Here is a 14,002-nt window from a genome sequence, read left to right as displayed (position 1 = left end):
TTGGTCTTTCGGGTGAGTGGGAAGAGTTCTGCGATTCGGGCGACTACAGGACGACAACACCCTCGGCGACGCCGAGTGCCCGCAGATCGCGGTACCAGCGCTCAACCGGGTGTTCCTTGGTGTAGCCGTGGCCACCGAGCAGCTGCACGCCGTCGAGGCCGATCTGCATGCCCTTGTCGGCGGCGAACCGCTTGGCCAGCGCGCCTTCCCGCAGGAAGGTCATGCCCTGCTCGGCACGCGACGCACCGCGCCAGACGATCAGGCGCAGGCCGTCCAGTTCGATGGCGATGTTGGCGCACATGAAGGCCACCGCCTGGCGGTTGGCGATCGGCTCACCGAACGCCTGGCGCTCCTTGACGTAGGGCACCACGTAGTCGAGCACCGCGTGCGAGGTGCCGACTGCCAGTGCGGCCCAACCCAATCGGGACAGCGCGATGGCTTCGGAGTAGTCGTTGTCGGTCGCTTCGTCCTCGCCGAGGCGGTTGGCGAGCGGGACTGCGACGTTGTTCAGCTCGATCTTGCCCAGGGCCGCGGCACGGATGCCCATGCTCGGGTCGGCCGTGATCGACAGTCCCTCGGAGCTGGACTCGACGATGAACAGCGCCGGCTTGCCGTCGAGCTGCGCACCGATGATGAACAGCTCGGCGTCGGCAGCGGCCGGAACCAGCGACTTGACGCCGTTGAGGCGGTAACCGCTGGGGGTGCGGACCGCAGTGGTCCGCAGCGCGGTCGGGTCGAACAGCGCGTGCGGCTCGGCGATCGCGACGCACGCCTGCGGGACGTTCTCACCGGCGAACGACGGGAGATACGTGGCCTGCTGACCGGCGCTGCCCCAACGGGTCAGGGCCGACGCCACGCCGCCGGGCGCCAGGATCGGCAGGGCCAGACCCATGTCGCCGTACGCCAGGGCCTCGGCGACCAGTGCCGTGGTGACGGTGTTCTGAGAGGCGGCGATGCCGTCGAACTCCTCGGGCACGTTGATGGCGGTGATGCCGAGTTCGGCGGACTTGGCGATCAGGTCGGCCGGGTAGGTCGCGGCGGCGTCGGCGTCATGTGCGGCCGGCCGCAGGATCTCCTCGGAGAACTCGCGGACGGTCTCCACGATCATCTGCTGGTCTTCGTCCGGGTTCAGGTCGAAGTAGTCCGAGCCGCCCGGCTTCAGGCGGGTCGGGGCGCCGTTGATCCCGGGAATGCGCTTGAACGTCCGGCCCGCGGCGCCGGCGGTGGAGAACGCCGTCTTGATGCCGTACTTCAGGCCGCGGTTCATTGGATCCCGCAGGTTGTACTTGTCCAGGAACTCCTGGCCGACAAAAGGCGTGATCAGCGCCAGACCGATGTCGGTCGCTGTCCGCTTGTGTCGCTGGAGTCCGATGGCGCTCTCCGGGCCCTTGCGCACAGGGCGCTGGGCGGAGCCGGCTTTTGTGCCGTTCTGAGGAAGGGTGTTGGTCATTTCGACAGCCTCGCGTCGTTGGGGCAGTGCGCTATGACCGTATCTTACTCCGGAGTAAGGTACGACGCTCGTGTTATCAACTTCACATTCGAGGACTCGGTGGCTGATGCACGAAAACCCGCGCTGAACGCGGGTTTTCGGGCACAGATTCCGTAATCAGGAGAGGGCGGCGAGCACTTTTTCGTGCAATAGACCGTTGGTCGCGACCGCGCTGCCGCCGTGCGGCCCGGGTGTGCCGGCCAGGTTGGTGAACGACCCGCCGGCCTCCCGGATGACGACGTCCAGCGCCGCCAGATCCCAGAGCTTGACCTCCGGTTCGACGGCGATGTCGACCGCGCCCTCGGCCAGAAGGCAGTAGGACCAGAAGTCGCCGTAGGCCCGCACCCGCCACACCGCATCGGTCAGTGCGACGAACGCGTCGCGCCGGTCTTCCCAACCGGTGGTCAAATCCGAGTAGGACAGGCTCGCGGCGTCCAGTGCGTCGACGCCCGACACCGAGATGGGGCGCGTCCGCCCGCCGAACGAACTGAACGCACCATCGCCGGTGCCGGCCCACCACCGGCGTCCGAGGGCCGGGGCGCTGACGACACCGACGACCGGCACACCGTCCTCGAGCAACGCGATCAACGTCGCCCACACCGGCACGCCACGGACGAAATTCTTGGTGCCGTCGATGGGGTCGATCACCCACTGCCGGCCCGCGAAAACCGCTGTGCCCCCGTACTCTTCGCCCAGCAACGCATCGTCCGGCCGGGCCGCCGCCAGCGTCTCGCGCAGCACCCGTTCCACGGACTGGTCGGCATCGGTCACCGGCGTCAGATCCGGCTTGGTCTCGATGCGCAGATCCAGCGCGCCGAAGCGGTCCAGCGTCACGGCATCGGCCTGATCGGCCAGGGCCAAGGCCAAAGTGACGTCGTCTCGGCGGGACGCGCAATCCGCTGCGCTACTTGCTTGGGTGGCACTCATGAGTGCAGTCCTACCATGAGTACGTGTGGGAATTCGTCGTGCTCATCGTCTTGCTCGGAGCGCTCGTGTTGCTGGCCGCCCCATGGCTGCGGCGGACGCGGAGCGGGGAGAGCGGGACGTTGTTGATCACCGGCGTCAGTCCCCGCCCCGATGCCACGGGGGAGCAGTTCGTCACCGTCGCCGGCGTCATCAACGGCCCCAGTGTCAACGAGCATGAGGTGTACGGCCGGATCGCCATCGATGTGGCCGAGTGGCCCGCGGTGGGTCAGTTGGTGCCCGTCGTCTACTCGCCCAAGAATCCCGACAACTGGAACTTCGCGCCCCACGCTCCGCAGGCGTAGTCCGCCGGCCTGCCGGCCCTGTCCCTCATAACGGTCCGGCCGTTTGCTCAGCTTCGGCTGAAATTTCCGGCGATTGGGCCATTTCGGGTATTTCCCTGTGCTAATAGATTCACTGTGCGATGGGCCAGCTATCGCATCGAGCTTGCTGGGCTAGTGGCGCACAGCGCTCGGATCCGACCATCGGACAGAGTTTTCCGCAGAAGGGGACCAGAACGCACATGCCCGAGTCTCAGATGTTGTCGACCGGTAGCGCCATCAAGATGATCGGGGTGGGCCTGGCGGCGGGCGGATTGATGCTCCTCGCGCCGGCCGGCCTGGCATCGGCCGACGGCGGGCCACTCGACGGGTTGGGTGGCGCGCTGACCAACGAGGTCGGTTTTGCCCAGCACTTCACCACCCACAACATCGGGGGACTCGAGGGCATCGCCGCGATCAACGCCGGCGGACTGCAGGCCGGCGTGGGGTCGCTGAGCTCGGGCGTGCTGTCGGGGTCGACGGCCACGTCGTCCCTGCTCAATTCAGGCGGCAACCTGACGACATTCGCGGTGCAGGGCATCCTGCGGCCCGGCCACTAGGCAGCCGGGGGAGCGCAGCGGAAGCGCACCGCTGGTCAGCCGTGCGCGACCCGCAGCATGTGGGCCACATCTGTCAGCTTCACCCGCGGCCGGTTCTGGCCTTCGCCGGCCGACCGTTCGTGCGCGTCGATCAGGCGCCAATGGTCGTTGGTCACCAACGCGGGCTGCCGCGACAGGAACCAGGCCTCCAGATCCTCGGTGTGCGTGGACCCGAAGTCGGCCAGCTCGGCGCCGCAGATGTCCGCGATCAGGGTGTTGACGGTGTCCTGCGAGTCCTTCTTGTTGCTGCCGATCACACCCGACGGCCCGCGCTTGATCCAGCCGACGACGTACTCGTTTCGGCTGCCCTCGACCCGGCCGTCGGTGTGCGGGATGGTCGCCGCACGCTCGTCGAACGGCAGGCCCGCGGTCGGGACGCCGCGGTAACCCACGGCACGCACCACCAGCTGCGCCGGCAGTTCTTCGCGATGACCGCTGTCCTTCGCGACGATCCGGCCGCCTTCGTCGACCAAGTCGTTGTGGCCCAACACGATCGACTCGACACGATCGGTGCCCTTGATCTCGATCGGCGACGTCTGGAACTTGAACACGATGCGGCGCTCGCGCCCGAGGGCCCCGCGTTCGGCGTAGCCGCGCAGAATCTTGATGTTCTGCCGCACGGTCTTGCCTGCCGCCTCCAGGTCGGCGTCGGTGATGCCGTCGACATCGGCCGGATCCACGATCACGTCGACGTCGGCCATGGCTGCCAAATCACCGAGCTCACGCAGTTCCAGCGTCGTGAACGGAGCCTGCAGTGGGCCACGCCGGCCGATGATCACGACCTCGCGGACGCCGCGGGCACCGAGGGCCGTCAGCGCGTGGTCGGCGATGTCGGTGGCCGCCAGCTCGCCGGGATCGCTGACGAGGATGCGGGCCACGTCCAGCGCCACGTTGCCGTTGCCGACGACCACGGCCCGGTCCTGCGTGACGTCGGGGTTCATGGCCGCGAAATGCGGATGCGCGTTGTACCAGCCGACGAAATCGACGGCGGCCACGCTGCCTTCCAGTTCCTCACCGGGGATGCCGAGCGGCCGGTCGGACTGGGCGCCGATGGCGTAGATGACGGCGTCGTACCGCTCCGAGAGCTCGGTGGCCTGCACGTGCTCACCGACGGTGATGTTGCCGAAGAAGCGGAACCGCGGGTCGTCGGCGATCTTGTCGAACTGCGCCGTCACCGTCTTGATCTTCGGGTGGTCCGGAGCCACGCCGGAGCGCACCAGACCCCAGGGGGTGGGCAGCATCTCGAGCATGTCGATGCGCACGTCGACCGGATCATCGGCGGCGGCCTTGGCATCGGCGAATTTCAACAGTGACGCGGCAGCGAAAAACCCTGACGGGCCGGATCCGACAACCGCCACATGGTAAGGGCGCATATGTATGGTTTGCCTTCTTGTTCTGCTCAGTGCGCGCAAGGGGCTGTCGCGACGCGGCCGAGCGGGCCTACAGGGCGATGCTAAACCGGTCTAAGCGATCAGGGCTCGCAATGTGAAAGTCCGTCTCACTGGTCGGTACCCTCATCCTTTGTGGACCTCGACCGTCAAGCCGACATTGCCGCCCTCGACAGCACCCTGACCACTGTGGAGCGGGTGCTCGACGTCGAAGGTCTGCGCGCGCGAATCGCCAAACTCGAAGACGAGGCGTCTGACCCCAAGCTGTGGGACGACCAGGCCAACGCCCAGAAGGTGACCAGCAGCCTGTCGCACGCACAGGGTGAGCTGCGCCGGGTCGAGGAGCTGCGCGGTCGGGTCGAGGACCTGCCCGTGCTCTACGAGCTGGCCGAGGAGGAAGAAGGCGCGGCCAAGACCGACGCCATCGCCGACGCCGACGCCGAACTGGCCAAGTTGCGTGAGGACATCGAGGCGCTCGAGGTTCGAACGCTGCTGTCGGGGGAATACGACGAGCGGGAAGCTGTCGTCACCATCCGCTCCGGCGCCGGTGGCGTCGACGCTGCCGACTGGGCCGAGATGTTGATGCGCATGTACATCCGCTGGGCCGAGAAGCACGGGTATCCGGTCGAGGTTTTCGACACGTCGTACGCGGAGGAGGCGGGCATCAAGAGCGCGACGTTCGCGGTGCACACCCCGTTCGCCTACGGCACGCTGTCGGTGGAGCAGGGCACCCACCGTCTCGTGCGGATCAGCCCCTTCGACAACCAGAGTCGCCGTCAGACGTCGTTCGCCGACGTCGAGGTGCTGCCGGTCGTCGAGACCGCCGACTCCATCGACATCCCCGAAGGCGACGTCCGGGTCGACGTCTACCGGTCCAGCGGCCCGGGCGGTCAGTCCGTCAACACCACCGACTCGGCGGTCCGGCTCACGCACATCCCGACGGGCATCGTCGTGACCTGTCAGAACGAGAAATCGCAGCTGCAGAACAAGGTTTCCGCGATGCGAGTGCTCAGCGCCAAGCTGCTGGAACGCAAGCGCCAGGAAGAGCGCGCCGAGATGGACGCGTTGAAGGGCGACGGCGGCAGCTCCTGGGGCAACCAGATGCGCTCGTACGTGCTGCACCCCTACCAGATGGTGAAAGACCTGCGCACCGAGTTCGAGGTCGGTAATCCGGCCGCGGTGCTCGACGGCGACATCGACGGCTTCCTCGAAGCCGGGATCCGCTGGCGCAACCGAAAAGAAGATGACTAACTTTTTCTCTCTCCAAGCCGCGAGCCAACCGCAATCGCTCGGTTGGTGGGCGCAGCAATGGCATGACTTCTGGCGCGGCTCGATCGGCGAGTGGATCATCACCCGCGGGCTGCGGATCGTCATGCTCGTCATCGCGGCGATGCTCATCGCGCGGTTCGTCGGCTGGCTGACGCACCGCGTCACCGCCCGCATCGACGAGCGTTTTCAGGAGAGCGACGCGCTGGTCCGGTCGGAGACCACCAAGCACCGGCAGGCCGTCGCCTCGGTGATCTCGTGGGTGACGATTGCGCTGGTGTCGGTGGTCGTGTTGGTCGACGTCATCGAAATCCTCGGCATCCCCATCGGTTCGCTGGTCGCGCCCGCCGCCGTGCTGGGCGCCGCGCTCGGCTTCGGTGCGCAGCGCATCGTGCAGGACCTGCTGGCCGGGTTCTTCATCATCACCGAGAAGCAGTACGGGTTCGGTGACCTGGTGTCGCTCACCGTCACCGGCATCGCGGTGCCGGCCGAGGGCACCGTCGAGGACGTGACGCTGCGCGTCACCAAGCTGCGCTCCAGCGACGGCGAGGTGTACACGATTCCCAACGGCCAGATCGCCAAGACCGTCAACCTGTCGAAGGACTGGGCGCGTGCGGTCGTGGACATCCCGGTGCCCACGACAGCGGACCTCGGCAAGGTCAACGACGTGTTGGGCCGGGTGTGCGAACGCGCGATGGAGGACCGCCAGCTGCGCACGCTGCTGCTCGACAAGCCCCAGCTGATGGGTGTGGAGAGCATCGAGCTGGACACCGTGAACCTGCGGATGGTGGCGCGGACGCTGCCCGGCAAGCAGTTCGAGGTCGGCCGGCGACTGCGCGTGATGGTCGTCTCCGCGTTCGGACGGGCCGGCATCGAGAGTCCTGCCGACCACGAGCCCGAAGTGGAGGCCATGGTGCATCCCGCCACGGTCGGCGGCGCCGCGGAACAGACCCAGGGTCCGGGGGACGAGCAGTGATGAACGCCCTCTCCCGTATCGCCGTCAAACGCGCCGACCGCTCCTGGCCCACCTACATCCTGGGCCGGGTCCGGACGTCCACGGTCGGCCTGATCGTGGCGTTCTTCGTGGCGTACTGGCTGCACCAGACCTACGCGCCACCGCCACCGCCGCCCCCGCAACAGCCCGCGGTGGTGCCGCCGGGCTTCGTGCCCAACCCCGAGTACACCTGGGTGCCGCGTACCGACGTGAACACCCGACCGAAGACGACGTACCGGCCGACGCCGACGGAGACCACCGAGACGCCGACGACCACCACGACCACGACCTCGAGCACGCCGACCACGACCACGACGACGGCGCCGCCCACCACGACGGTCATCACGCCGGCGCCGGGCCTGCCGCCCGTCACGCTGCCGTTGTTGCCCGGCATGGCCCCGGCACCGACGCCGGCACCCGCGCCGTCCCCGCCACCGGGACCGCTCCCGGCCGCGGCACCGGCGGATGGCCCGGTCACGACCACGATCATTTCGCCCGGCGCGGCACCCGCGCCGAGCTAGCGGCATCAGCCTCAGCCGTCACACCTGAGCGTCCGACTACACTGGCGTGCCGTGATGATCACCCTCGACCACGTGAGCAAGAACTACAAGTCTTCGGCACGCCCAGCCCTGGACAACGTGTCGCTCAAGATTGACAAGGGTGAGTTCGTCTTTCTCATCGGTCCGTCCGGTTCCGGGAAGTCGACGTTCATGCGTCTGCTGCTCGGTGCCGAGGTGCCGACCTCGGGCGACATCCGCGTCTCGAAGTTCCACGTCAACAAGCTGCCCAGCCGGCACATCCCGAGCCTGCGCCAGGTCCTCGGCTGCGTGTTCCAGGATTTCCGGCTGCTGCAGCAGAAGACGGTGTTCGAGAACGTGGCGTTCGCGCTGGAGGTGATCGGCAAGCGCCCGGACACCATCAACCGCATCGTGCCCGATGTGCTGGAGATGGTGGGCTTGTCGGGCAAGGCCAACCGGCTGCCCGGCGAGTTGTCCGGTGGCGAACAGCAGCGGGTCGCGATCGCCCGGGCCTTCGTCAACCGGCCGCTGGTGCTCCTTGCGGACGAACCCACCGGCAACTTGGACCCCGAGACGAGCAACGACATCATGGACCTGCTGGAGCGGATCAACCGCACCGGTACGACGGTCGTGATGGCCACCCACGACCATCACATCGTCGACTCGATGCGTCAGCGCGTCATCGAACTCGAACTCGGCCGCCTCATCCGTGATGAGCAGAGCGGCGTCTACGGAATGGATCGCTAAGTGCGCTTCGGCTTTCTCGTCAATGAAGTCCTGACTGGATTTCGTCGCAACGTCACCATGACGGTCGCCATGATCCTGACGACCGCCATCTCCATCGGCCTGTTCGGCGGTGGTCTGCTGATCGTCCGCCTGGCCGACCAGTCCAAGCAGATCTATCTGGACCGCGTGGAGAGCCAGGTCTTCCTGACCGACGACGTCTCGTCCAACGACCCCAACTGCGACGCCGACCCGTGCAAGTCGCTGCGCAAGCTGATCGACGACCGCAAGGACGTCAAGTCGGTGCGGTACATGAACCGGGACCAGGCGTACGACGACGCCGTCCGGCGCATCCCGGCGTTCAAGGACTACGCGAGCAAGAAGGCGTTCCCGGCGTCGTTCGTCGTCAAGCTCGACAATCCCGAGCAGCACAAGGGATTCGAGGACGCGCTGCGCGGCCGTCCGGGCGTGCGCCAGGTGACCGATCAAAAGGAACTGGTCGACCGGCTGTTCGGCATCCTCGACGGCATCAGTGCGACAGCCTTCGCGGTGGCGCTCGTGCAGGCCATCGCCGCGACCTTGTTGATCGCCAACACGGTGTTGATCGCCGCACGCACCCGCAGCACCGAGATCAGCATCATGAGGCTGGTGGGCGCCACCCGGTGGTACACCCAATTGCCGTTCTTCGTCGAAGCGTTGATCGCCGCGTTGGTCGGTGTGGTGCTTGCCGTGGTCGGGTTGATCATCGTGCGGGCGATGTTCCTCGAGGACGTGCTCAACCAGTTCTATCAAGCCGGCCTGATCGCCAAGGTCGACTACGCCGACGTCCTCGTGTTCTGCGCGCCGTGGATGCTGCTGCTGGGGCTCGGCATGGCGGGCCTCACCGCGTACGTCACGCTGCGCGCGTACATCCGGCGGTAGCGATGGCAAAGAAGAAGGACGACAAGGACAAGTCGGGCAACAACTCCGTCGTCGCCACCAACCGCAAAGCGCGACACAACTATTCGATCATCGACACCTACGAAGCCGGCATCGCGCTGGTCGGCACCGAGGTGAAGAGCCTTCGCGAGGGCCTGGCATCGCTGGCCGACGCGTTCGCCACCGTCGACGACGGCGAGGTGTGGCTGCGCAACCTGCACATCGCCGAGTACCACCACGGCACCTGGACCAACCACGCGCCGCGACGCAACCGAAAGCTGTTGTTGCACCGCAAGCAGATCGACACGCTGGTCGGCAAGCTGCGCGACGGCAACTTCACGCTGGTTCCGCTGAAGCTGTACTTCTCCGACGGCCGGGTCAAGGTGGAACTGGCGCTGGCCCGCGGTAAGGAAGCGCACGACAAGCGCCACGACATCGCCAAGCGCGATGCGCAGCGCGAGATCACCCGTGAGATGGGCCGCCGCTTCAAGGGCAAGATCTGACCGGGGTTCTGCTCGCGCTGCTGTCGGCGCTGGGCTACGGCATCAGCGATTTCGTCGGTGGGATCGCGGCACGGCGCGTCGCGGCACTGCGGGTGGTGCTGGTGTCATACCCCATCGCCGGGGTACTGCTGACGGTGATGGCATGCGTTGTCGGCGGCCAGGTTTCGTCGAACGCGGTGCTCTTGGGTGTGTCGTGCGGCGTGCTGCAGGCGTTCGGAATCTGGTGGTTCTACGCCGCGTTGGGTTCCGGACCGATATCCGTCGTCTCGCCGTTGACCGCGATCCTGGTGTCGGCAGGGCCGATCGCCGTCGGCGTCGCCATGGGGGAGCGGCCCAGCGGGCTGGCGATCGCCGGGATCGCGCTGGCGTTGGTCGCCGTCGCGCTGGTGAGCGCGCAGGCCACCGATGAGGACGAGACGCCGCACCGGTTCACGGCCAAGGTCGCCTGGCTGACCGTCGGCTCTGGATTGACCTTCGGGCTCAGCTTCGCCGTGATCCACCAGGTGCCGCACGACGCGAAGCTCTGGCCGTTGGTGTTCGCCCGCTTCGCGGCCACCGCGGTCGTGATGATCGCCGCGGTGGTGACCCGCAATTTCGCACTGCCGGCCGGACATCCGCTGAAGCTCGCCCTCATCGCGGCGGGACTCGACGTCATCGCGAACGTCGCGATGCTGCTGGCGCTGCAGGCCTCGATGCTGTCGTTGGCGAGCGTGCTGATCTCGCTCTATCCCGCGGCGACCGTCGCCCTGGCCATGGTGGTGCTCAAAGAGCGGGTTCGGGCCTGGCAGGCCGTCGGCATGGTGCTGGCGTTGGGCTCGGTCGCGATGATCGCCGCGGGATAGCCGGCAGCACTACAGCTGGTTGATCCGGATCAGGTTGCCCGATGGATCGCGAAATGCGCAGTCGCGCACGCCATAATCCTGGTCGGTCGGTTCCTGCAGCACGTCGGCCCCCGCCGCTTCCAGGCGCGCGAACAACGCGTCCAGGTCATCGGTGGCCAAGGTGACGGCGCCGTAGGAACCCTTGGCGATGAGCTCCAGGATGGTGCGACGCTCGTCGTCGGTGATGCCGGGGTCGGCGGCCGGCGGGTGCAGCACGATCGACGTGCCCGGCTGTCCGGGCGGGCCGACCGTGATCCACCGCATGTCTTGGTAGCCAACGTCTTTGCGCACCTCGAAACCGAGATCGTCGCGGTAGAACTTCAGCGCGGCCTCGGCGTCGGTATGGGGCAGGAATGCGTAGTGAATCGAGATGTCCATGCCCGTCACGGTAGTGGCGGTCAGTGCGGCGGTGCTTCTTGATTCCTGATCGGTCTGGTGACCTGCCGGGCCAGACAGGCGGGAATGCCGTCGGCCGCCTGCGAATGGTCGCGGCGGTACACACTCGGCGCCACCCCGACGAGCTCGGTGAACCGCGTACTGAACGTGCCCAGTGATGAAAAGCCAACGGCGAAACAGACATCCGTCACGCTGAGGTCGCCGCGACGCAGCAGCGTCATCGCCCGCTCGATGCGCCGCGTCATCAGGTACGAGTAGGGCGATTCCCCGTAGATGCGCCGGAACTCGCGGCTCAGGTGACCGGCCGACATGTGCGCGCCACGGGCCAGGTCTTCGACATTGAGCGGCTTGGCGTACTCCCGGTCGATCCGGTCCCGCACCTTGCGGATCACCGTGATGTCCCGCAGGCGTTGCGCCTCGGCCCGGTCGTCCCCCATATGGCCATCGTCGCATGACCGAATTGGGACGCATCGCGCAATTCCCGGTGCGGACGGGTCCGCTCGTCGTACGGTCAGCCGGTGAGCAGCTCAACGCGACCCGTGACCGTCCTGGAAAAATCCGACGTCTTGCCCGCCCTCTTCGGGGTGTGGGACGACCTCGACAAACTGCTGGCCACCATCTCCGAAGCAGAGCTGCTGACCACGCAGACCGAGCTCCCCGGCTGGCATGTCCGTGATGTCGTCGCGCACATCATCGGCACCGAGCTCATGCTCAAGGGCGAACCGGTGCCGGAGGCCGACATGGACGTGTCCGAACTCGACCACGTGCACAACCCCATCGGTGTGATGAACGAATGCTGGAACCGGTCGATGGCCGCGCTCTCGAGCGCCGAGCTGTTGGAGAAGTTCCGCGCCGTCACCGACGAGCGGCGGGCCACCTTGACCGCGATGTCGGACGAAGAGTGGAACACCCCGACGATGACGCCGGCCGGACAGGACAGCGTCGGTCGCTTCATGCGGATTCGGACGTTCGACTCGTGGATGCATGAGCAGGACATCCGGGAATCCGTCGCCCGCCCGGCGCCGGACGCGGCATTGCAGAAGCCGGAAGCGCAGCTGTCGCTCGACGAAATCGAGACGATGATGGGCTTCGTCGTCGCCAAGCGCGGGGGAGCGCCGGCCGGATCGCGGATCGCCATCGAGCTGACCGGACCCATGGCGCGCACCATCCGGGTCGCTGTCGGTGAGCGGGCGGCCGTCGTCCAAGACTTCGGCGGCGCCGAGCCGACCACGGTGATACGGATGGACGGCTGGCAGTTCACGCGGCTGTGTGGCGGGCGTCCGCTGGGCGCGGTGCGCCCGGTCGCCATCGAGTTCGAGGGCGACGCCGAGGTCGGACGGCGCATCGTGGAGAACCTCGGTTACGTCATCTGACCTGGTCGGACGGCAGCACCGGGCCTCGTATACGCGCTCGGAATAATGGCTTGGCGTTCGCCGTTGGGTCTGGCGTAAGATTGTTGGTCCTGCCGAAAGTCGGCGGGGGTGCGAGGGGCTGAACGGTTTCGACTTCGCGCATCGAATCAAGGGAAGCGTGCCGGTGCAGGCAAGAGACCACCGTAAGCGTCGTTGTAACCAATTAAGCGCCGATTCTCATCAGCGCGACTACGCCCTCGCTGCCTAAGTAGCGACCGCGTGTCTGTCAGACCGGGAGCGCCCTCGGCCCGGACCCTGGCATCGACTAGAGGGACCCACCCACGGGGCCGGTCGCGGGGCCCGTGGGGACATCAAACAGCGACTGGGATCGTCATCTCGGCTTGTTCGCGTGACCGGGAGATCCAAGTAGAGGCATAGCGAACTGCGCACGGAGAAGTCTTGAGGGAATGCCGTAGGACCCGGGTTCAATTCCCGGCAGCTCCACCAGAAAGGCCCGGCTCGAATACGAGCCGGGCCTTTTCGTTTGACTGCGTCGCTGGGGTCTTGCCGGCAAGCCCCGGGCTCAGACGTTACGGATGTCGGGTTTGAGCAAGTGGGGTTCGGTATCGGTGTCGTCGATGCCGAAGCTGATGATGCGACGTGGCGTGATGCGGATGATCGCCGAATCGAGGGCATCTCCGGCGGGGCCGCGCTGTCCTGGCGTTGCCACGGCCTGCTCTGCGGTGCCGCGAATCTCCAGGCAACGCACGCGCCACGGGTCGCGAGAGGCGATGTCGTCGACGACGAAGGCGACCTTGTCGTGGTGGGCGAGGTTGCGGAACTTCCGGCTCTTGGCCATGTTGTAGCCAGAGATGTCGATGGTGCCGAGTTCTTCGTTGTAGGTGAAGCCCACCGGGCTGACCTGCGGTGTGCCGTCGGGCTGGATCGTGGCGAGTCGCCCGAGGTCTGCCGCCTTCATGAATTCGATTTCGTGTGGTTTGAAGGACATGCATGCCACGCTAGAACCTCAACTTAGGTTCAGGTCAAGCCCCGCATCACCGCACGCTTCGTAGTTTCGATACCGCCATGTGGCGACCTGCATTCCGTATTTCCGTGACAGAAACTGAAACACGTTCTAGTCTCTGGGCATGGGTAACCTGGAGGCGATCGCTGACATTCAACGACTCAAGTACCGGTACTTCCGGTCCTTGGACCTCAAGGAGTGGGACACCTTCGGGGACTGCCTCACGGCAGATGTCGTCACCCGCTATGGCACACACGCGATGGGTGAGCCGGTGCACTACGAGGGACGCGACGCCGTCGTCGACTTCATGCGAACCAACCTCGACAACGGCATCGTCACGACCCATATCGCCAGCCACCCCGAGATCGAACTCGACTCCGACACCACGGCGCACGGGTCGTGGGTGTTCGAGGACACCGTGATCGTGCCGGGGCACGCGATGATCCGCGGCTCGGGCTACTACTCGGATACCTACCGCAAGGACGAGGACGGTGTGTGGCGGATCGCCGGCACCGGGTACCAGCGCATCTACGAGGCGCTCACGTCGCTGGAAGATATGCCGAGTTTCAAGCTGCTGGCGAACCGCTGGGCCTAGGAGCCTGCTGAATAAGGCGGTTTTGGGGCGGGGTGCCTCAAGGCGCTCTGTGGCGCGTGTGTGTTGTGAGTCA

The 14,002-nt window shown here is 66.4% G+C and carries 17 protein-coding genes and 1 other RNA gene; 12 read left to right on the top strand and 6 right to left on the bottom strand.

The annotated features are described in order from the left end of the window. Window positions 1–43: 43 nt before the first annotated feature. Both ACJH6J_RS03170 and hisN read right to left on the bottom strand, forming a co-directional pair. The gene (locus ACJH6J_RS03170) at window positions 44–1,450 is read right to left on the bottom strand and encodes an acyl-CoA dehydrogenase family protein (RefSeq protein ID WP_212813629.1); all 1,407 of its coding nucleotides are present in this window, start codon (window positions 1,448–1,450) and stop codon (window positions 44–46) included. Between the two features lie 156 nt (window positions 1,451–1,606). Next, window positions 1,607–2,416, bottom strand: coding sequence for a histidinol-phosphatase (gene hisN, locus ACJH6J_RS03165; RefSeq protein ID WP_212813631.1), 810 nt, complete (start codon window positions 2,414–2,416; stop codon window positions 1,607–1,609). A gap of 44 nt (window positions 2,417–2,460) precedes the next feature. Between hisN and ACJH6J_RS03160 the strand changes: the two genes are divergently transcribed. Both ACJH6J_RS03160 and ACJH6J_RS03155 read left to right on the top strand, forming a co-directional pair. Beyond that, on the top strand, window positions 2,461–2,757 hold the full coding sequence (locus tag ACJH6J_RS03160) for a hypothetical protein (RefSeq protein ID WP_371824577.1): 297 nt from the start codon (window positions 2,461–2,463) through the stop codon (window positions 2,755–2,757). Window positions 2,758–2,975: 218 nt separating this feature from the next. After that, entirely contained in the window at window positions 2,976–3,332 is a 357-nt protein-coding gene (locus tag ACJH6J_RS03155) for a hypothetical protein (RefSeq protein WP_212813633.1), read from the top strand. Between the two features lie 35 nt (window positions 3,333–3,367). On the opposite strand, the gene ACJH6J_RS03150 is transcribed toward ACJH6J_RS03155, so the two are convergent. Beyond that, a complete protein-coding gene (locus tag ACJH6J_RS03150; RefSeq protein WP_212813635.1) occupies window positions 3,368–4,744 on the bottom strand; it encodes an FAD-dependent oxidoreductase in 1,377 nt (458 codons plus the stop codon). A 150-nt stretch (window positions 4,745–4,894) separates the two neighbouring features. Here ACJH6J_RS03150 and prfB point away from each other — a divergent pair, with 150 nt between their 5' ends. Genes prfB through ACJH6J_RS03115 form a run of 7 tightly spaced genes read left to right on the top strand, consistent with a single transcriptional unit; the run spans window position 4,895 to window position 10,523 of the window. Then, the gene (gene prfB / locus ACJH6J_RS03145) at window positions 4,895–6,010 is read left to right on the top strand and encodes a peptide chain release factor 2 (RefSeq protein WP_053855950.1); all 1,116 of its coding nucleotides are present in this window, start codon (window positions 4,895–4,897) and stop codon (window positions 6,008–6,010) included. After that, on the top strand, window positions 6,003–7,001 hold the full coding sequence (locus ACJH6J_RS03140) for a mechanosensitive ion channel family protein (RefSeq protein ID WP_212813637.1): 999 nt from the start codon (window positions 6,003–6,005) through the stop codon (window positions 6,999–7,001). Before prfB ends, ACJH6J_RS03140 begins: the two co-directional genes overlap by 8 nt. Then, entirely contained in the window at window positions 7,001–7,540 is a 540-nt protein-coding gene (locus ACJH6J_RS03135) for a hypothetical protein (RefSeq protein WP_212813639.1), read from the top strand. Before ACJH6J_RS03140 ends, ACJH6J_RS03135 begins: the two co-directional genes overlap by 1 nt. A gap of 54 nt (window positions 7,541–7,594) precedes the next feature. Then, window positions 7,595–8,284 carry a cell division ATP-binding protein FtsE gene (ftsE, locus tag ACJH6J_RS03130; protein ID WP_020102687.1) on the top strand — a complete coding sequence of 230 codons (690 nt, stop codon included), beginning with the start codon at window positions 7,595–7,597 and terminating at the stop codon, window positions 8,282–8,284. After that, window positions 8,285–9,181, top strand: a complete 897-nt coding sequence (gene ftsX / locus ACJH6J_RS03125) for a permease-like cell division protein FtsX (protein WP_212813641.1) — start codon at window positions 8,285–8,287, stop codon at window positions 9,179–9,181. 2 nt (window positions 9,182–9,183) lie between these two features. Then, entirely contained in the window at window positions 9,184–9,681 is a 498-nt protein-coding gene (smpB, locus tag ACJH6J_RS03120; RefSeq protein ID WP_212813643.1) for an SsrA-binding protein SmpB, read from the top strand. Continuing rightward, window positions 9,678–10,523 carry a DMT family transporter gene (locus tag ACJH6J_RS03115; RefSeq protein WP_212814730.1) on the top strand — a complete coding sequence of 282 codons (846 nt, stop codon included), beginning with the start codon at window positions 9,678–9,680 and terminating at the stop codon, window positions 10,521–10,523. Before smpB ends, ACJH6J_RS03115 begins: the two co-directional genes overlap by 4 nt. A gap of 9 nt (window positions 10,524–10,532) precedes the next feature. On the opposite strand, the gene ACJH6J_RS03110 is transcribed toward ACJH6J_RS03115, so the two are convergent. Beyond that, on the bottom strand, window positions 10,533–10,940 hold the full coding sequence (locus ACJH6J_RS03110; protein ID WP_029119569.1) for a VOC family protein: 408 nt from the start codon (window positions 10,938–10,940) through the stop codon (window positions 10,533–10,535). 20 nt (window positions 10,941–10,960) lie between these two features. Beyond that, window positions 10,961–11,395 carry a helix-turn-helix transcriptional regulator gene (locus tag ACJH6J_RS03105; protein ID WP_020102682.1) on the bottom strand — a complete coding sequence of 145 codons (435 nt, stop codon included), beginning with the start codon at window positions 11,393–11,395 and terminating at the stop codon, window positions 10,961–10,963. 81 nt (window positions 11,396–11,476) lie between these two features. On the opposite strand from ACJH6J_RS03105, the gene ACJH6J_RS03100 reads away from it, so the two are divergent. Next, window positions 11,477–12,331 carry a maleylpyruvate isomerase family mycothiol-dependent enzyme gene (locus ACJH6J_RS03100; RefSeq protein ID WP_212813645.1) on the top strand — a complete coding sequence of 285 codons (855 nt, stop codon included), beginning with the start codon at window positions 11,477–11,479 and terminating at the stop codon, window positions 12,329–12,331. Between the two features lie 114 nt (window positions 12,332–12,445). After that, window positions 12,446–12,817: a transfer-messenger RNA gene (ssrA, locus tag ACJH6J_RS03095) on the top strand. 76 nt (window positions 12,818–12,893) lie between these two features. On the opposite strand, the gene ACJH6J_RS03090 is transcribed toward ssrA, so the two are convergent. Continuing rightward, a complete protein-coding gene (locus ACJH6J_RS03090) occupies window positions 12,894–13,319 on the bottom strand; it encodes a PPOX class F420-dependent oxidoreductase (protein WP_212813648.1) in 426 nt (141 codons plus the stop codon). Window positions 13,320–13,458: 139 nt separating this feature from the next. Between ACJH6J_RS03090 and ACJH6J_RS03085 the strand changes: the two genes are divergently transcribed. Further along, the gene (locus tag ACJH6J_RS03085; protein WP_212813650.1) at window positions 13,459–13,929 is read left to right on the top strand and encodes a nuclear transport factor 2 family protein; all 471 of its coding nucleotides are present in this window, start codon (window positions 13,459–13,461) and stop codon (window positions 13,927–13,929) included. The last annotated feature ends 73 nt before the right edge of the window (window positions 13,930–14,002 follow it).

It is taken from the genome of Mycobacterium sp. SMC-18, from assembly GCF_045310895.1.
Taxonomy (GTDB): Bacteria; Actinomycetota; Actinomycetes; order Mycobacteriales; family Mycobacteriaceae; genus Mycobacterium.
The sequence above is the reverse complement of the archived record's forward strand: the minus strand, read 5'-3'. Positions and strand labels throughout refer to the sequence as shown.